This is a genomic window from Panacagrimonas perspica, assembly GCF_004364935.1.
GTDB classification, from domain to species: domain Bacteria; phylum Pseudomonadota; class Gammaproteobacteria; order Nevskiales; family Nevskiaceae; genus Panacagrimonas; species Panacagrimonas perspica.
Genome location: NZ_SOBT01000008.1, coordinates 2,052,977 through 2,070,922 on the forward strand (window position 1 = coordinate 2,052,977; position 17,946 = coordinate 2,070,922).

Here is a 17,946-nt window from a genome sequence, read left to right on the forward strand (position 1 = left end):
CGATCATCGAAACATGGTCGCAGCGCCCGTTCTCCCATGAGTCCGAACACCCCCGACGTGGCGGTGGCGCTCGAAGGTCCGCGCTTGCGCACCGGCCAGGGGCTGCAGGCCAAGCTCGCCCTGCTGTTCATCCTGGTGACCCTGGTCCTGGCCGTCTCGGCCTGGCTGACGGGCCGGATCCTGGTCCAGAGCAACATCGTCGGCGATACCCAGCGGTACCAGCGCGAAAGCGGGCTGCGCCTGGTCCACGAAATGGAGAGCCGCCTCGAGAAGGCGCACGTGCTGGCCGCCACGCTGGCCGAGCTGAGCACGCACGGTGGCGACCCGGCGGTGTGGTCGCAGCGGGTGCCGGCGCTGGTCACGAACAGCGGACTGGACGAGCTGATCGCAGGTGTGGGCTGGTGGCCGGAGCCGGTCGCAGGGGCGCCGCGCAGGAGCCGCTTCTGGATCGCCGATGGCGTCGGCGCGCTGCAGCTTCGCGACGACTACAACGATCCGCGCACGATCTCGTACTGGGAAGAGCCCTGGTACACGCCGGCGCGCTACGCCGCCGCCGGCGACTGCTACTGGACGCTGGTCTACCTGGAGCGCCTGAGCCGGCGCAACGTGGTCGGCTGCACGCTGCCGCTGCGCGACACGCGCGGATTCGCCGGCTCGGTCACCGTGCTGCTGCAGGTCGCCGCGCTCGACAAGATCCTCGTCGACGCCAGCGCCGGCCAGTCCGGTTACGTGCTGCTGGTGGACCGTGACAATCACCTGATCGCCGCGTCCGGCCCCGCCTCCGCGAAGTTCGGCACCGAGCGTCCGCGCAACATGGCCGAGCTGGCGCAGCGCATGCCGCCGTTCAACACCCTGGCACTCGACCTGCACCAGCGCGACGAGAAATTCCTGTCGCGTGCCGTCCAGTCACCGCTCTACGACGCCGCGCTGATCTCGCGGCTCAAGGACGGCACGCACGATTCGTCGCGCCAGGAGGCCGAGTCGGCGCTCGCGCTGATCTGGAACGCGTCGGCCGCCGCCAATCGCGAGGACATCGCGACGGTCGAGGAGCTGCGCATCCGGGACGACGCGCTGATCGGTCAGGACGCCTCGGCCACGTTGTTCGAACTCGCCCTGCCGTACTGGAAGCTCGTGCGCGTGACGCCGGCGCGCGAAGGCATGGCGGGGGCGCAGTACTTCTTCACGCAGACACTCGTCGTCGTGCTGGGAACCCTGGTGATCACGCTGGTGCTGATCTTCGCCGGACTGCGCATGCTGGTGCTGCGGCCGCTGGCGCGCATGGCGGACAAGCTGTCGGATGCGCGCACGCTGGAAGAATCCTTGCACGTGCAGCTCGACGCCGGTGCGCGCAACGAGTTCGGCGTGATCGGGCACTGGTACAACGAACGCGTGCGCCAGCTTCGCGACACGATGGACCGCGTGATGTCGCAGCAGAGCCAGCTCGTCATCGAAGCCGGCGAGCGCACCCGCGCGGACGAACAGTCGCTGCGGCTGCGCGAGCGCGCTGCCGCCGTGTCCACGTCCATCTCCGATGCCATGGCGGTGGTCGATGCGCGCGGCATGATCGAGGACATGAACGTTCCGGCGGAACGCCTGAGCGGTGTGCTTCTGCGCAGCGCACGGGGCAAGCCCTGCGGCGAAGTGCTGCGCCTGCGCCTGGCCAACCAGGGCGGTGCGGCGCCCGACATCGCCGCGAGCATCATCGGATCCAGCGCGCGCATCGAGTACAACGACGGCCTGTTCCTGCATGTGGAGGGACGCCCCGAGCGGGAAATCCAGCTCGTCGGCTCGCCGTTGCGCGGACCCGGCGGCCGCAGCCTCGGGGCGGTGCTGGTGTTTCGCGGCCGCGAAACGCCAGTGGCGGCGCCCAAGCTGGTCATCGACCGGCGCAGCGTGGACGCGGTCACCGGCCTGCCGACGCGCGCCGCCTGCGATCGCCGCCTGCGCGCCCTGCTCGACAGCGCGCGCCTGTCCAAGCGCACGCATGCCCTGCTGGTCTGCGATGTCGACCGCCTGCGCCAGATCAACGACACGCTCGGGCTGCGCGCCGGCGACGAGGTGCTGGTGTGCGTGGCCGAGACGCTGGTGGAAATTGCACCGATCGCCGACGTCTTCAGGCTGGGCGGCGATTCCTTCGCGCTGGTGATGGAGAACTGCGACCCGGAGGAAGCGCGCCGCATCGGCCGCTCCGCCTGCGAGACGCTCGCCAAGACCCAGTTCCAGTGGGCCGACCGCCAGATCTCGATCACCGCGAGCTTCGGCCTGCTTTCGTTCGACGGTACGGCCGAGCATCCGATGGACCTGCTGCGCCGCGCGAGCGACGCCGTGGCCGCCGCCAAGCAGGCCGGCCGCAACACGCTGCGCGTGCACGAGGCCTCGATGAGCCGGCGCGAGACCGCGGTGGACGAATCGCTGTGGGTGCGCCGCATGCGCGCCGGCCTGGACGAGGGACTGCTGCACCTGACGACGCAGTGGATCCAGCCATCCGATCCGCTGTCGCGCGAGGGCGCGGTGTTCGAGGTCTCGCTCGCGCTCGAGGACGAGGAAGGCTTCTGGGCCGAGACCGCCACGTTCCTGCCGATCGCCGAACGCACCGGCATGGTCGCGGAGATCGAGCGCTGGGCGCTGCGCCAGACGTTCGAGCACCTCGCGCGCAGCCCGGACGTGACCGAGCGGCTCTCGTTCTGCTGCCTGCCGCTGTCACCGCAGACCGTCAGCGAAGGCGCGACGCTCGAGCTGCTCGCGCAACTGTTCCAGTCGCATCCCGACCTGCCGGCGAGCCGCATCTGCTTCGTGCTGCGCGAGACGGTGCTCAACGAGGCGCCGGGACCGGCGCTGACGTTCTGCGAGGCGATGCGTTCCCTGGGCTGCCGCGTGGCGGCGGATCATTTCCTCGCACGCGGCGTCGCCTCGGTGGACCTGCTGCGACGCCTGCCCGCGGAGTTCATGCGCATCGATGCGCGGCATTTCGTCGACGTCGGCGGCGATGCGCTGGATCAATCGATCGCGGATTCGTTCATGCGCTTGGCGCGCACGCTGCAACGCCGCGTGATCGTGACCGACATCGGCGACAACGTCGCACGCGACGCCTGGCGAAATCTCGGCGCCGACTACTTCCAGGGCCTCGCCATCGCGCGGCCGTCGCCGGTGGTGTTCACGGTCAACACCTGAGCGTCTCGAGCGCAGCCCGGGTGAAACCCGGGATGGTCTCTCGTTGTACGAATACCGTCCGCCTTCCAGCAGCCATCCCGGGTTTCACCCGGGCTACGGTGAAATCGCTTCCAGGTGCGTCAGCCGCAATTCGAGGCTCTCGTTTCCCTGCCACCGGTTGATGCTCAGCGCGTACGCCACGCGCACCCGCCCGCTCGTGCACAGGCGCGTCGCGCCGCCGAAATCGACGGCGATGATTTCGGTTCCGCGCGGGCCACGCAGGCGATAACGCACGTGCGACTGGTCGCGTCCCACCGGCTTGGCGTAGGCGACTTCGAACTCATCCTCGAACAGCGGCTCGGGCAGTCCCTGCCCCCACGGTCCCGCCTGCTCGAGCGCCTGCGCGGTCGACAGCGCGAGTTCGGCGCCATCCAGCGGCCCGTCCGTCTCGACGACGCGCTCGAGCTGCGCCGGCGTGAGCCGCTCGCGACAGGCCTCGTCGAAAGCCTCGCGGAATCTCGGCAGATCGTCTTCACGCAGGCTCAGGCCCGCCGCCATGGCGTGTCCGCCGAAGCGCAGGATCAGCTGCGGCTGGTGGCTGTCGATGTGCGCGAGCACGTCGCGCAGGTGCAGGCCCGGCACCGAGCGCGCGGATCCCTTGAGCACGCCCTCTTCCTGCGCGCGGGCGAAGGCACAGGCGGGCCGGTTCGCATGTTCTCGCAGGCGCGAAGCCACGAGCCCGACGATGCCTTCGTGCCAGTCAGGATCGAACAAGCTCAGGCCATGCGCGTCGTCTTGCGTCGCCTCGACGAGCTGGTCGAGCGCCGATTCGTTCATCTGCGCCTGCATCTCGCGACGCAGGCGATTGATCCGGTCCAGTTCGCGCGCCAGGGTCAGCGCCTCGTCGGCGTCGTCGCTGAGCAGGCAGCGGATGCCGATGCGGATGTCGTCCAGCCGTCCCGCCGCGTTGATGCGCGGGCCGAGCACGAAGCCCAGGTCGGTGGCAGTCAGTTCGCGCTCGCTGCGGCCGGCGACTTCGAGCAGCGCGCGAATGCCCGGACGCGCACGACCGGCGCGGATGCGCGCGAGGCCCGCCGACACGAGGATGCGATTGTTGCGATCCAGGCGCACCAGATCCGCCACCGTGCCGAGCGCGACGAGGTCGAGCAGTTCGGCGAGGTTGGGTTCGCTGCGCGATCCGAAGTCACCCTGCTCGCGCATGCGCGCACGCAGCGACATCAGCAGATAGAACATCACGCCGACGCCGGCCAGATGCTTCGAAGCGAACGTGCAACCGGGCTGGTTGGGATTGAGCAGCGCGTCCGAGCGCGGCAGCTGCGTTCCGGGCAGATGGTGATCGGTGATCAGCACCTGCATGCCCAGTTCGCGTGCGGCATCCACGCCGGCGAGGCTGGCAATTCCGTTGTCGACGGTGACCAGCAGCTGCGCGCCGGCCTGCGCGGCCTCGCGCGCCAGCTCCGGCGACAGGCCGTAGCCCATCGTCAGCCGGTTGGGCACGACATAGTCGACGTGGCGGGCGCCCAGGCGGCGCAGGCCGAGGACCGCGAGGGCGACGGCCGTCGCGCCATCGGCGTCGTAGTCGCCGGCGATGACGATGCGCCGGTCCGAGCGCACGGCGTCCAGCAACAGATCGGTGGCCTGCCGGATCCCGAGCAGGCCCTCGGGCGGCAGCAGTTCGCGCAGTTCGAGCGCGATCTGCTCCGGATCGATCAGGCCGCGGGCGGCCAGCACGCGCGCCACCACCGGATGCAACGTGGCGGGCAATCCGTGCGGCGGGACGCCGCGACGCCGCAGCTGCGGCGAATCAGCCGCCACTGACGACCTGGGCCGCGATGCCGCCTGCCGACAGCGCCTTGATCGCCGCATCGGCCTTCGCGCGATCCGGGAACGGGCCGCAGCGCAAGCGGTACAAAGTGCCCTTGGCCGTTTCGGCGGGTGAGATGAAGCAGTTCACGCCGCGCGCCGAGGCCTGCCCGCGAATGGTCTCGGCCTTGTCGATCAGCGAATACGCGCCTGCCTGGACCACCACCTTTCCGGCGGACGCCGCCTCGACCGGTTTGGTCGTCGGCACCGGCTTGGCGACCGGCGCGGCAGGTTTGGGCGTGGGCTCGGCCACCGGCTTCGGGGCCGGCTTGGGCTCCGGCTTGGGAGTGGGCTTCGGCTCCGGTTTGGCGATCGGCTTGGGTTGGGGTTTCGGCGCAGGCTTGGGCGCTGCTTCAGGCAACGCGATGACTTCGACGGGATCCGGTGCCGACCGCCGCGGCGCAGCGTCTTGCGCGACCACCGGCGGCACCGGCGCGGGCGCTACCGGCGATCCGTGGGCAGGCTGGCCAGCCGCGGGCGGCACGGCTTGCGGCTCCCCCTGATCCGCTTCCGGCGATTCGGCTGCGGCGGCTTCCGCCAGCGCGGGGCCTTCCTCGATAGACGACAGTCCCCCTTCTTCCGGCCGCGAATCCGCCCGCGTCAGGTCCATCGTGACGACACGTTCATCCGCGCCGCGCAGGCGGTCGAGACCCGGACGCGGCAGCAGCCAGCTCAGCAGGAACGCGATGATCGCCAGGGTCAGGATTCCGACGACCCGGCGGACCACGACCTCATCCATGGGCGAGCCCTTCCGCCACCGTCAGAAACGAACCTGTCACCAGCACCTGATCCTCCGCTCCCGCTGCATCGAACGCCGCACGCATCGCGCCGGCCACATCCGCGAACCCGCTGGCTTCGACACCGGTCGATCGCACTCGTGCGACGAGGCCTTCGGCGGCCAATCCTCGCGGGGGCGGCAGAGCAGCGCAATACACGTACTGAACATGCGGCGCGAGTACGCGGCAGAACGCTTCGACCGGCTTGTCCGCGAGCATGCCGAGCACGAGGTGCACGCGACGTCCCGGAAGCTCCGACTGGAGATGTTCGGCCAGCACCTGTGCCGCCTCGACGTTGTGCGCCACGTCGAAGACGCAGCGGCCGTGACGCTCGAAGCGACCGCGCAGCGACAGCTTCGGCAACGCGGCGCGGATCGCGGATTCGGAGACCGGCACCCTGCCCTGCAAGGCCGTGATCGCCGCGATCACGCCCGATGCATTGCGTAGCTGCGCATCGCCCCCGATGCCCGGAAACGGCAGCTCCCGCAGCGACGTGCGCCCGCGCGTCCAGTTCCAGCCATTGGTGCCACGCGTGTAGGAGAACGATTCGCCGAGGGTCTCGAAGCGCGCGCCGATGGCCTTCGCATGCGCGCGGATCGACAGCGGGACATCGGTCTCGGCACAGATCGCCGGGCGGTCACGGCGATACACGTGCGCCTTTTCGAGCCCGATGCTCTCGCGATCCGGTCCCAGCCAGTCGAGGTGATCCAGGCCGATGCTGGTCACCAGGCTCGCATCCGCGTCGACCAGATTCACGGCGTCGAGCCGTCCGCCCAAGCCGACTTCGAGCACCTGCACCTGCACGGCGCGCTCGCGGAACAGCCATAGCGCGGCGAGCGTGCCGTATTCGAAATAGGTCAGCGCGATCTCGCCGCGCACCGCCTCGATCGCGGCAAACGCGCGCACGAGGTCGGCGTCGCTGGCGGCAACGCCGCTCAGTGAAACGCGTTCGTTGTAGCGCAGCAGGTGCGGCGAGGTGTAGAGGCCGCTGCGGTATCCGGCCTCGCGAAAGATCAGGTCCGCGAGCGTGGCGCTGGAACCCTTGCCGTTGGTGCCGGCGACGATCAGCGTCGGGATGCTCGCGTCCGGAAGATCCAGTCGGCTCGCCACCTTGCCGACACGATCCAGCCCCAGCTCGATGTTCCGGGGATGCAGCCGTTCCTGGTAGTCCAGCCATTCCGCCAGCGAGGAAGCGGCGGATGGCACGCGCATTACGCTCAAGCCTCCGCGGGGGCCCAGTGCGTGAGCATGGCGAGCATGCGATGGATCTTTTCGCGCAGCTCGCGGCGGTCCGTGATCATGTCGATGGCGCCGTGCTCGAGCAGGAATTCCGAACGCTGGAATCCTTCCGGCAGCTTCTGGCGCACCGTCTGCTCGATGACGCGCGGACCGGCGAAACCGACCAGCGCACGAGGCTCGGCGATGTGGATGTCGCCCAGCATCGCCAGGCTCGCCGATACGCCGCCCATTGTCGGGTGCGTGATCACCGAGATGAACGGCAGCCCGCGCTCGCTGAGCTTGGCCAGCGCCGCGGAGGTCTTGGCCATCTGCATCAGCGAGAACAGCGATTCCTGCATGCGCGCGCCGCCCGACGAGGAGAAGCACACCAGCGGCACGCCGAATTCGAGGCAGGCGTTGGCGCCGCGCACGAATTTTTCGCCGACGACGCTGCCCATCGATCCGCCCATGAAGCCGAACTCGAAGGCGCAGACCACCAGCGGCAGTCCGATGAGCTGGCCGCGCATGACGACCAGCGCATCCTTCTCGTCGGTCTCGGCCTGCGCTTCCTTGATGCGCTCGGTGTACTTGCGTGAATCCTTGAACTTCAACGGATCCATCGGCGTGACGTCGGCGCCGATCTCGTGCCGCGATTCCGGGTCGAGGAAGTGGTTCAGGCGCGCCCGGGCCGTGATCGGATGGTGCGCCCCGCACTTCGGACAGACTTCCAGCGTGCGTTCCAGCTCGGCTCGATAGAGCACCGATTGGCAGCTGTCGCACTTGGTCCAGAGACCCTCGGGCACATTGCGCTTGCGTACGCCCTTGGTCAGCAACTGCGACCCTGAAATCTTGTCCAGCCAGCTCATGCGAAGTCCTGATCCAAAGCGGGAAATGCGGGGTGCAGCAATACGGAACGCCGGGTCCCCGGTATCGCCGCGATCATAAGCGATCCATCGCCATGCGCATCGGGGCGAGCTTGGCCTTGAGCAGCTCCGGCAGGCGCTCGGGATGGGCCTGGTTGCGCTCGATTTCAGAGACCAGCGCGCTGCCGACGATCACGCCGTCCGACACCGCGGAGACCGCCGACGCCGAGGCCGCATCGCGGATACCGAACCCCACGACGACCGGGATGCCGGTGATGCCCCGGATCTCGGCGACCTTGGCCGCGACGCTGTCGACGTCCAGGTTCGCAGCGCCGGTGACGCCCTTCAGCGACACGTAGTACAGATAACCACTGGCGAGCTTCGCGGCGGCTTCGATGCGCGCGGCAGGGCTCGTCGGCGCGATCAGGAAGATGCAGTCGAGGCCGGCCTTGGCCAGCGTCGGCGAGAATTCCGGCGCCTCTTCCACGGCGAGGTCCACGACCAGCACGCCGTCGACACCAGCCGCGTGCGCGGTCTTGGCGAAATTCTCCAGCCCCATCGCCTCGATCGGGTTCAGGTATCCCATCAGCACGACCGGCGTCTTCGTGTCGCGCTGGCGGAACTCGGCGACCATCGCGATGCACTGGCGCAGCGACGTGTGGTGCACCAGCGCGCGTTCGCAGGCGAGCTGGATCACCGGGCCGTCGGCCATCGGGTCCGAGAACGGCACGCCGAGTTCGAGCACGTCGGCGCCCGCCTCGACCAGCGCGTGCATCAGCCCGACCGTGTGCTTCGGGTGCGGATCGCCCGCCGTGATGAACGGGATCAGGGCCTTGCGGCCCTTGGACTTGAGTGCTTCGAGGACGCCCGAGATTCTGCTCATGTGTTCCGTATCCGGACGACCGACGCGCGATGCGGCAGGCGGCGCCCGGGATTTCCCTTTTGGTTCAGACCTGGTTGAGGACCTGGTAATGCAGCATCACCAGCCCGGTGCTGTAGGTGCGCGAATTCAGCAGCTTCATGCGCAGATCACGCAGCAGGCCACGGAACAGCGGAACGCCGCCGCCCAGCGCCAGCGGGTGCACGGCGATCATGCATTCGTCGATCAGTCCTTCCTGCGCGAACTGCCCGCAGACCTCGGCGCCGCCGAAAAGCCACGCGTGCTTCATGCCGTCCTCGACCATGCGCAGGCGCAGGTCGGCGACGTCGCCCGAGAACGGAAACACGTTTTCGCCATCCGCGCGCATGCCGCGTCGCGACAGCACGTAGTAACGCTTGGCCGGGTCGAGATGCTCGCCCATCTTGCGCGTCAGCTCATAGGAGTGACGACCCATGATCACGGAGTCCACCGACGCGAAGAACGCGCCCTGACCGTAGTCCTGATCGGTGAAGCACCAGTCGAAGCCGCCGTCCGGACGGGCGATGTAGCCGTCGAGGCTGGTGGCGAGTTGGAGCGTGACTTTCATTTTCGATTCTTCGATTCCGCTGCGGCCGCGAGTGCCGGGACGCCCGTCACGTCAGACTGATGCCTTCGCGCTTGGCGATCGTGAAGATGTCCTTGTCGCCGCGCCCTGAAAGGTTCACGACGATGTGGCGGTCCGCGGCCATGCCGGGTGCCACCTTCTTCGCATAGGCCAGCGCGTGCGAGGACTCGAGCGCCGGCAGGATGCCTTCGGCGTGCGCGAGTTCGTGGAAGGCGGCGAGCGCCTCGTCGTCGGTGACTGCGGTGTATTCGACGCGACCCGCGTCCTTGAGCCACGCATGCTCGGGACCGACGCCCGGATAGTCCAGGCCTGCCGACACCGAGTGCGTGCCGATGATCTGGCCGTCGTCGTCCGCCATCACGTAGGTGCGGTTGCCGTGCAGCACGCCGGGCTTGCCGGCGCTCAGCGGCGCGGCGTGGCGACCGGTCTCGATGCCGTCGCCGCCGGCTTCGACGCCGACCATGCGCACTTCCGGGAACGGCAGCATCGGGTGGAACAGTCCGATGGCGTTGGAGCCGCCGCCGACACAGGCCGTCAGCAGGTCCGGCAGCCGGCCCATCTGCTCCTTGGACTGGCGAATGACCTCGCGGCCGACGACGCTGTTGAAGTCGCGCACCAGCATCGGGTACGGATGCGGGCCGGCGACGGTGCCGATCACGTAGAACGTGTCGTCGACATTGGTCACCCAGTCGCGCATCGCCTCGTTGAGCGCGTCCTTGAGCGTCTTGGTGCCGCTGGTCACCGGCACCACTTCGGCGCCGAGCAGCTTCATCCGAAAGACGTTCGGCGACTGCCGCTCGACGTCCTCGATGCCCATGTAGACCACGCACTTCAGGCCCAGCCGAGCCGCGATCGTCGCGCTCGCGACGCCGTGCTGGCCGGCGCCGGTCTCCGCGATGATCCGTGTCTTGCCCAGGTGCTTGGCGAGCAGCGCCTGCCCGACCGTGTTGTTGATCTTGTGCGCGCCGGTGTGGTTCAGGTCCTCGCGCTTGAGCCAGACCTGCGCGCCACCCCAGGCCTTGGTCAGGCGCTTGGCGTGATACAGCGGCGACGGACGTCCGACGTAGTGCTTGAGGTCGTCGTCGAGTTCGGCCAGAAACGCGGGATCGTTCTTGAGCCGCGCGTAGGCTTCCTCGAGCCGGCGCAGCGGCTCCATCAGCGTCTCGGAAACGAACCGACCGCCGTACGGACCGAAATGGCCGCGATCGTCAGGGAATGCAGAGTAGTCAGGGGTTTTCATCGTTGCATCTCGGCATCCGCCAGCCTCACGGCCTCGACGAACGCCTTCATCTTCTCGAAATTCTTGTAGCCGGGGGATGTCTCGATGCCGCTGGACACGTCCACCGCGTAGGGGACCACCATTCTAACCGCCTCGCCCACGTTGGCCGCCGTCAGCCCGCCCGCGAGAAGGAACGGCTTGCCGGAATCCTGTGGAATCCGGCTCCAGTCGAAGGTCTGGCCGGTGCCGCCCAGGCCGCCTTCGGCATGACTGTCGAGGATCAGGGCCGCCGCCTCGGGGTGGAGCCGCGCGGCCTGGCGCACGTCGTCGGCCGTGCGCATCGCCACGGCCTTGAAGTAGGGACGGCCGAACGAGGCGCAGAACGAAGCGGACTCCTGGCCGTGGAACTGCACGAAATCGGGCATCACCATCTCGATGGTGGCGCGCGCACGCTTCTCGTCGGCATTGCTCAGCAACAGCACCGTGGCCATGAAGGCGGGCACGGAAGCGCGCAGATCGGCGGCCTGTGCGGCCGACAGTTCACGCTTGCTGCCGGGCACGCACACCAGGCCGATGGCATCCGCCCCGAGCCGCGCCGCACCTTCGATGTCCTGACTGCGCGTGAACCCGCAGAACTTGATCCGCGTGCGCAGACGTTCGCCACCCGGAACGGGGAAACGCGACTCCTGGCGGATGGGGGGGCTCACGGGAATCAGGGCAACCAGAAGTCGGGGGCAACAGGGACCGCGAATTCTGAGGGATATTCGACATCCACGAAATAAAGGCCGGCGGCCGGAGCGTTCATGCCCGCGTGTGTGCGCTGCCGGGAAGCCAGCACCTCGCCGATCCAGGTCTCGGGACGCTTGCCGCTGCCGACGTCGCAGAGGCTGCCGACGATGTTGCGCACCATGTGATGCAGGAAGGCGTTGGCGCGCACGTCGACGACCACGAAAAGCCCCTGGCGGCGCACGCGGATCGAGTGGACGTTGCGCATCGGCGTGCGCGACTGGCACTCCGCATCGCGGAACGCACTGAAATCCAGCTCGCCGATCAGCACCTGCGCGGCGCGGTGCATCGCCTCGGCGTCGAGCTGCCAGGCCACCCAGGCGGCACGTCCTTCCAGCAGCGCGGAGCGAAAGCGCGCGTTGTGGATCACGTAGCGATAGGCGCGGGCCCGCGCCGAGAAGCGTGCATGGAAGTCGTCCCGGATGGGTTGCACCCAGCGCAGGGCGACATGCTCGTGCAGATTGGTATTGACGCCCAGCAGCCACGCGTGCGGCGTGCGACGCGCGTCCGAATCGAAATGGACGACCTGATGGAAGCCATGGACGCCGGCATCCGTGCGTCCCGCCGCCACGGTCTGGACGAGATGGTCGGCGACGCGCGACAGCGCTTTTTCGAGCTCGGCCTGCACGGACGGCGCGTGAGGCTGCGCCTGCCAGCCCGAAAACGAACTGCCGAGGTATTCGACCCCGGCGGCCCAGCGGCTCATCCGCGCCGGCTAGCCGAGCAGGCGCTCGCGGAGCTGCTCGGCCTCGCGCTTCTGCTCGTCGGTGCCGGTCTTGGTCACCTGCTCGAGAAGGCTTTGCGCCATCTCGGCATCGCCCATCTCCACATAGACCCGCGCCAGGTTCAGGCTGGTCGTCGCGTCGTCACCGGCGGACTGCCCTTCTTCCATCGGATCGTCGATGACCATCGGCTCGAGTTCGTCGAGCCGCACGTCGAGTTCGCTCTTTCCCGGGCCGAGGACATCCGTGCCGCCGAGATCGAATTCCTTGAAATCGATCACTGCGTTCGCCGGCGGCGGCGTGCTCGTCTTCGGCTTGTCGACACCGCCGAGATCGAACTCGCCCAGATCGAATTCGAGCGACTGGCTCGCCTGGGCCGCCAGCTGATCGGTCTTGCTCGGCAGCTCGAGTTCTTCGAGGTTGAACTCGAGACCTTCGTCGACCTTCACCGGCACGATCTGCGCGACGTCGTCGTCGAACGTCAGGTCCAGTACCGTATCGGTGTTCGAGCCCTCTGCGCCTGCGGCGAACAGGTCCGAAGCCGGTGCCAACTGACGCCCCATGATCGAGAGCTTGCTCCACTCGTCGGAGCTGACGTCGCCCTTGAGCGTGCCGGCGATCTGCTCGAACTCGGTCGCCTTGCCGGCGGCGAAGTAGGTTTCGGCGAGCTTCACGCGCAGATCGGTGCGGCCCGGAGAACGCGCGGACGCCTGCTGCAGCAGCAGGGCGGCCTCGTCGTACAGACCGTAAGCCAGATGGAAGTCGGCCTCGGAGAGCGGATCGTTGTCGCCGAGCTTGATCTCCTTGGTGTTGGCCTGGAACTGCGACGTCACCGCCAGTTCCGCCTCGTCCATCGGGCGGTCCGACATGATCGGCGGCGGGTACGCCGGGATCTTGCTGGTAGTGACCATCCGCGTACGGTCCTGGTCGTCATCAGCGGCGCCGGCCACGATGGGGGCGATGCGCGTGGCGTCGTCATCATCGATCTGGCGGCCGAGTTCTTCGAGCTCGTCACGCGCCGAGTTCCCGCTCTTGGCCTGGAACGAGCCGGTGGCCCCCATGCGGGGAGCCGGGATGCGGGTGGTCTCGCGAGCAGCCTTCTCGTAATCGCGCTGCGCCTTGCGCTCGCGGGCGGCACGCCAGACGACGACCGCGATCAGCAGGACGATCAGCGCGATGAAGACGGGCAGCAGCCGGGTGAGCCAGTTCGCGATCGTGGCCTGCGAATCGACCGGCGGCTCGCCGGCAGCCGGCGTTTCAGCAGCCGGTACGACGTCCGTGGCCGTCGTGGTCGTCGGCGGCGTGGCGGGTGTCTGGCCGACGCCTTCCATGTCGACATCACCGGCAGCCTGATCGCCGGCAGGCGCTGAGGCGCCCGGTGCTTCCACGGTCTCGGTCGTCGCCGGAGGCGAAGCCGGAACGCTGGCCGCAGGGGGTGGCGTGGCCGGAGTGAGTTCTTCGTCGACGTCAGCCGGCGCGGCGGGCTTGGGCGTCTGTGCCGGCGGGAAGGCAGAAGAAGAGAGCGTCGAGGACGATGCCGGGCCGGACGGTGCTGCAGCGGCCTGCTGCGCGCTCAGTTCCAGCACACGCGCCCGGGCGGCCGCGTTGCTGAATTTCTGCATCGTGTCGGCATCCGGAACCTGCAATCTCGACCCCGACCGCAGGTACTCGATGTCGCCGCCCCGGAAGGCGTCCCGATTGGCCTCGTACAACGCGAGCATCGCCTGATCCAGACCCACGCCGGCCGGCTTCACGGCCTGCGCGATCATCCACAGCGTTTCACCGTCGCGAACCGGCCCGTACAGCCCATCGGCTCCAACCGAAGAGCTCCGCGGCGAAGCCGACGCTTCGGCGCTGCGCCGGGGCGTGCTGCCGCCCCGCGCCTCTTCGGGTGTCTGAAAAAAATCGGAATCCGATGCCGCGGACTGCGCCCGCCCCATCGGCGCTCCGGCCCCGGACGTGACCGCCGGATCGAGCAGCACCGTGTACTCGCGCAGCATGCGTGTGCCGCCCGTCTTGCGGACTTCGATCAACAGGGTCAGCAGAGGCTCGCGTGCGATCTCGCCGCTGCTCAGTTCGAGTCGCGGATTGGCGCCGTCGGTGATCGCTTCCACGCGGATCGAGGACAGGTATCCGGAACGGTCCAGACCGGCTCGTGCAAAATCCTGGTTTTCGGCCACCCGGGCACGGACATTGGCGGCTTCTTCGGGTGTCAGCGAGGTGAACGGGATGACCGCGGAGAAACGCTGGTTGAGCCCCGATTTGACCTTGATGTCGCCCAGCCCCATGGCGTGCGCTGGCGCCACGGCCGCCAACACACAAAGTGCCGCCGCGACTGACAGTCTTCGCAACATATCGTCTCCCTCGACGCTCGCCCGGCGCCGCCCCTCGGTGCCTGAACTTACATGAGCTTGGGCGTGTAAGCCCTTTTATACAGGATAAAAGGAGACGTGCCCATCAAAGGCGGGAGCGGTCGCCCGCCGGCATGAGTCGAGCCGTTGGACGGTCAGGCTCCGAGGCCTCGCCGGGGACGACGGGCGGGCCGGAGGCGGTGTGAACCTCCGGCCCGGTACGACGATCAGCGGGCGAGCAGGATGCGCAGCATGCGTCGCAGCGGCTCGGCGGCACCCCACAGGAGCTGGTCACCGCAGGTGAAGGCGCCCAGGTACTGCGGACCGAAGTTGAGCTTGCGCAGACGCCCGACCGGCACTTCGAGCCTGCCGGTGACGGCGGCCGGGGTCAGGTCCCGCATCGACGCCTCGCGGGTGTTGGGGATCAGCCGCACCCAGTCGTTGGACCCGCGGATCATGGCTTCCAGGTCGGCCAGCGGCACGTCCTGGGTCAGCTTCACGGTAAGCGCCTGCGAATGGCAGCGCATGGCACCGACACGCACGCAGATGCCGTCGACCGGCACCGGGTTGCCTTCGCGACCCAGGATCTTGTTGGTCTCCGCCTGGCCCTTCCACTCTTCCTTGGACTGGCCGTTGTCGAGCTGCTTGTCGATGTACGGGATCAAGGACCCCGCCAGCGGCGCACCGAAGTGCTCGGTCGGGAAGCTTGCAGAACGCAGGGTCTCGGCGACCTTGGCGTCGATGTCGAGGATCGGGCTCTTCTCGTCCTTCAGCTGCTCGGCCACCGCTGCGTTCGCCACGCCCATCTGCTTGAGCAGCTCGCGCATGTTCTGCGCCCCGGCGCCGGACGCGGCCTGGTAGGTCATCGCGCTCATCCACTCGACGAGGCCGGCACGGAACAGGCTGCCGAGCGCCATCAGCATCAGGCTCACGGTGCAGTTGCCGCCGATGTAGTCCTTCACGCCGGCGTGCAGCGCGCTGTCGATGACCTCGCGGTTGACCGGATCCAGGATGATCACGGCGTCGCTCTTCATGCGCAGGGCCGAGGCCGCATCGATCCAGTAGCCCTTCCAGCCGGCGGCGCGCAGCTTGGGGTACACCTCGTTGGTGTAGTCGCCGCCCTGGCAGGAAATGATGGCCTCCATGCCCTTGAGCGCGTCGACGCTCATCGCATCCGACAGCGGTGCGATGTCCTTGCCCACGTCCGGCCCCTTCCCGCCCACGTTCGACGTGGTGAAGAAGTGCGGCTCGATCAGCGCGAAGTCCTTCTCTTCCTGCATGCGCTGCATCAGGACCGAGCCCACCATGCCGCGCCAACCGACGAATCCGACTCTCATCATGTTTCTTTCTCTCAGACTGCTGATCGAACTTCTGAAAAATTAACCGCAAAGGCGCAAAGGGAAAAGAAAGGGCGCAAAGGTTTTTGATCGGATGAAGTCGAGGGTCTGATCGAGAACACTCTCTAAGACCACCTTTGATTTTTCTTTCTTTGCGACCTTTCTTTTCCCTTTGCGCCTTTGCGGTGAAAACCCCTACGCGCGAAGTACGGCCACGACCGCGTCGCCCATCTCGCGCGTACCGATAACCTTGTCGCCGCTCGACGCGATGTCGCCGGTGCGATGCCCCTGCTGCAGCACCTTCTTCACCGCCGCCTCGATGCGATCCGACACCGCGGCATTGTCGAAGCTGTACTTGAACATCATCGCCACCGACAGGATCGTCGCCAGCGGGTTGGCCTTGTTCTGGCCCGCGATGTCCGGCGCGCTGCCGTGGATCGGCTCGTACATGCCCTTGTTGTTCACGTCGAGCGACGCGGACGGCAGCATGCCGATCGAGCCGCCGAGCATCGAGGCTTCATCCGAGAGGATGTCGCCGAAGATGTTGCCGGTGACGATCACGTCGAACTGCTTGGGGCGCCGCACGAGCTGCATCGCGGCGTTGTCCACGTACATGTGGCTCAGCTCCACGTCCGGATAATCCTTCGACACCTCGATGACGACCTCGCGCCAGAAGCGCGAGGTGTCGAGCACGTTCTCCTTGTCCACCGAGCAGAGCTTGCGCGAACGCTTGCGTGCCGCCTCGAAGGCGACGCGCGCGATGCGCTCCACCTCGGGGCGGCTGTAATGCATCGTGTCGAAGCCCTCGTCGTGCCCCTCGGCGGTCTTGCGACGGCCGCGCGGCTGGCCGAAGTAGATGTCACCGGTGAGCTCGCGCAGGATCAGGATGTCGAGGTTCGAGATCAGTTCCTTCTTCAGCGGCGAGGCGTCGGCGAGTTCCTCGAACACGCGCGCCGGACGCAGGTTGGCGAACAGGCCCAGATCCTTGCGGATGGCCAGCAGGCCGCGCTCGGGGCGCAGCTCGCGCGGCACCTCGTCGTACTTCGGTCCGCCGACCGCACCGAGCAGGATCGCGTCGGCTTCACGCGCGGCCTTCTGCGTCGACGGCGGATACGGATGCCCCTCGGCGTCATAGGCCGCACCACCGAGGTGGCCGAACGTCCAGGCGATCTTCTCGCCGCCGGCCTTCAGCACCTCGAGCACCTTCACGGCTTCGGCCAGCACCTCGGTGCCGATGTAGTCGCCGGGGAGAATCAGGATCTTCTTCGTCATGGGAGCTTCTTTCTCGGGATTCAGAATTTTTACCGCAAAGGCGCAAAGGGAAAAGAAAGGACGCAAAGAAACACAAAAAGAAGAAGATCCAAAAATGGTTTTGCGGGGGTTCGATCAGACACACACCATCGCCAATCGAAAACCTTTGCGACCTTTCTTTTCCCTTTGCGCCTTTGCGGTGAATTTCTCGGCTAGGCGCAGAATCAGCGCCGCTCGCCCGTAACCGGATCAGGCAAACAACCACGGCGCCTCGACGCGCCTGCGCGCCTCGTAGGCGTGGATGTCGTCGGCGTTCTGCAACGTCAGACCGATGTCGTCGAGGCCGTTGACCATGCAGTGCTTGCGAAAGTCGTCGATCTGGAACGGAATCGATTCGCCCGACGGCGTGACCACCGTCTGCGCGGGCAGATCGATCGTCAGTGCGTAACCGGGCGTGGCCTCAACTTCGCGGAACAGCCGGTCGACGACGTCGGCCGGCAACACCAGCGGCAGGAAGCCGCCCTTGAAGCTGTTGTTGAAGAAGATGTCGGCGAAGCTGGGCGCGATGACGCTGCGGAAACCCGCCTGCTCGAGCGCCCACACCGCGTGCTCGCGTGACGAGCCGCAGCCGAAGTTCTCGCGTGCGAGCAGGATCTCGGCGCCGGCGTAGCGGGCCTGGTTGATGACGAAGTCCGGGTTCGGACGCCGCGCCGCCGGATCGATGTCGAGGTCGCCCTTGTCCAGGTAGCGCCAGTCGTCGAACGCGAACGGGCCGAAGCCGGTGCGCTTGATCGACTTCAGGTACTGCTTGGGGATGATCGCGTCAGTGTCCACGTTGGGACGATCCAGCGGCGCGACCTTGGCGGTGATTTGGGTGAAGGCTCTCATGACACGAATCCTCGGCT

The 17,946-nt window shown here is 67.6% G+C and carries 15 protein-coding genes; 2 read left to right on the forward strand and 13 right to left on the reverse strand.

What is annotated here, in order from left to right; all coding sequences use genetic code 11:
- Positions 1 to 36 precede the first annotated feature (36 nt).
- Complete coding sequence (locus DFR24_RS09310; protein ID WP_133880986.1) at positions 37 to 3,171, forward strand: diguanylate cyclase domain-containing protein; 3,135 nt, start codon at positions 37 to 39, stop codon at positions 3,169 to 3,171.
- Between the two features lie 93 nt (positions 3,172 to 3,264).
- Here DFR24_RS09310 and recJ read toward each other — a convergent pair whose 3' ends face one another.
- The 12 genes from recJ to leuB form a co-directional block, all read right to left on the reverse strand.
- Entirely contained in the window at positions 3,265 to 5,037 is a 1,773-nt protein-coding gene (recJ, locus tag DFR24_RS09315; protein WP_133880987.1) for a single-stranded-DNA-specific exonuclease RecJ, read from the reverse strand.
- Positions 4,976 to 5,773 (reverse strand): SPOR domain-containing protein, encoded by a 798-nt coding sequence (locus tag DFR24_RS09320; RefSeq protein ID WP_133880988.1) that lies wholly within the window; start codon positions 5,771 to 5,773, stop codon positions 4,976 to 4,978. The genes recJ and DFR24_RS09320 overlap by 62 nt, the downstream gene beginning before the upstream one ends.
- Positions 5,766 to 7,022, reverse strand: coding sequence for a bifunctional tetrahydrofolate synthase/dihydrofolate synthase (gene folC, locus DFR24_RS09325; RefSeq protein ID WP_133880989.1), 1,257 nt, complete (start codon positions 7,020 to 7,022; stop codon positions 5,766 to 5,768). The genes DFR24_RS09320 and folC overlap by 8 nt, the downstream gene beginning before the upstream one ends.
- A 5-nt stretch (positions 7,023 to 7,027) precedes the next feature.
- Positions 7,028 to 7,894 carry an acetyl-CoA carboxylase, carboxyltransferase subunit beta gene (accD, locus tag DFR24_RS09330; RefSeq protein ID WP_133880990.1) on the reverse strand — a complete coding sequence of 289 codons (867 nt, stop codon included), beginning with the start codon at positions 7,892 to 7,894 and terminating at the stop codon, positions 7,028 to 7,030.
- 73 nt (positions 7,895 to 7,967) lie between these two features.
- Positions 7,968 to 8,774: a tryptophan synthase subunit alpha gene (trpA, locus tag DFR24_RS09335; protein ID WP_133880991.1), complete on the reverse strand. Its 807-nt coding sequence runs from the start codon at positions 8,772 to 8,774 to the stop codon at positions 7,968 to 7,970.
- 64 nt (positions 8,775 to 8,838) lie between these two features.
- On the reverse strand, positions 8,839 to 9,357 hold the full coding sequence (locus tag DFR24_RS09340; protein ID WP_133880992.1) for a dihydrofolate reductase family protein: 519 nt from the start codon (positions 9,355 to 9,357) through the stop codon (positions 8,839 to 8,841).
- 46 nt (positions 9,358 to 9,403) lie between these two features.
- Positions 9,404 to 10,615, reverse strand: a complete 1,212-nt coding sequence (trpB, locus tag DFR24_RS09345) for a tryptophan synthase subunit beta (protein ID WP_133880993.1) — start codon at positions 10,613 to 10,615, stop codon at positions 9,404 to 9,406.
- Entirely contained in the window at positions 10,612 to 11,301 is a 690-nt protein-coding gene (locus tag DFR24_RS09350) for a phosphoribosylanthranilate isomerase (protein ID WP_246051575.1), read from the reverse strand. Before DFR24_RS09350 ends, trpB begins: the two co-directional genes overlap by 4 nt.
- 5 nt (positions 11,302 to 11,306) lie before the next feature.
- Entirely contained in the window at positions 11,307 to 12,086 is a 780-nt protein-coding gene (gene truA / locus DFR24_RS09355) for a tRNA pseudouridine(38-40) synthase TruA (RefSeq protein WP_133880994.1), read from the reverse strand.
- A 9-nt stretch (positions 12,087 to 12,095) separates the two neighbouring features.
- Entirely contained in the window at positions 12,096 to 14,456 is a 2,361-nt protein-coding gene (locus DFR24_RS09360; RefSeq protein WP_133880995.1) for a FimV/HubP family polar landmark protein, read from the reverse strand.
- A 224-nt stretch (positions 14,457 to 14,680) separates the two neighbouring features.
- The gene (asd, locus tag DFR24_RS09365; RefSeq protein WP_133880996.1) at positions 14,681 to 15,793 is read right to left on the reverse strand and encodes an aspartate-semialdehyde dehydrogenase; all 1,113 of its coding nucleotides are present in this window, start codon (positions 15,791 to 15,793) and stop codon (positions 14,681 to 14,683) included.
- Positions 15,794 to 15,985: 192 nt separating this feature from the next.
- A complete protein-coding gene (leuB, locus tag DFR24_RS09370; RefSeq protein ID WP_133880997.1) occupies positions 15,986 to 17,062 on the reverse strand; it encodes a 3-isopropylmalate dehydrogenase in 1,077 nt (358 codons plus the stop codon).
- Between leuB and DFR24_RS09375 the strand changes: the two genes are divergently transcribed.
- Positions 17,061 to 17,285 (forward strand): hypothetical protein, encoded by a 225-nt coding sequence (locus DFR24_RS09375; protein WP_133880998.1) that lies wholly within the window; start codon positions 17,061 to 17,063, stop codon positions 17,283 to 17,285. The genes leuB and DFR24_RS09375 overlap by 2 nt on opposite strands.
- 5 nt (positions 17,286 to 17,290) lie before the next feature.
- Here DFR24_RS09375 and leuD read toward each other — a convergent pair whose 3' ends face one another.
- Positions 17,291 to 17,929, reverse strand: a complete 639-nt coding sequence (gene leuD / locus DFR24_RS09380; protein ID WP_133880999.1) for a 3-isopropylmalate dehydratase small subunit — start codon at positions 17,927 to 17,929, stop codon at positions 17,291 to 17,293.
- Positions 17,930 to 17,946 lie beyond the last annotated feature (17 nt).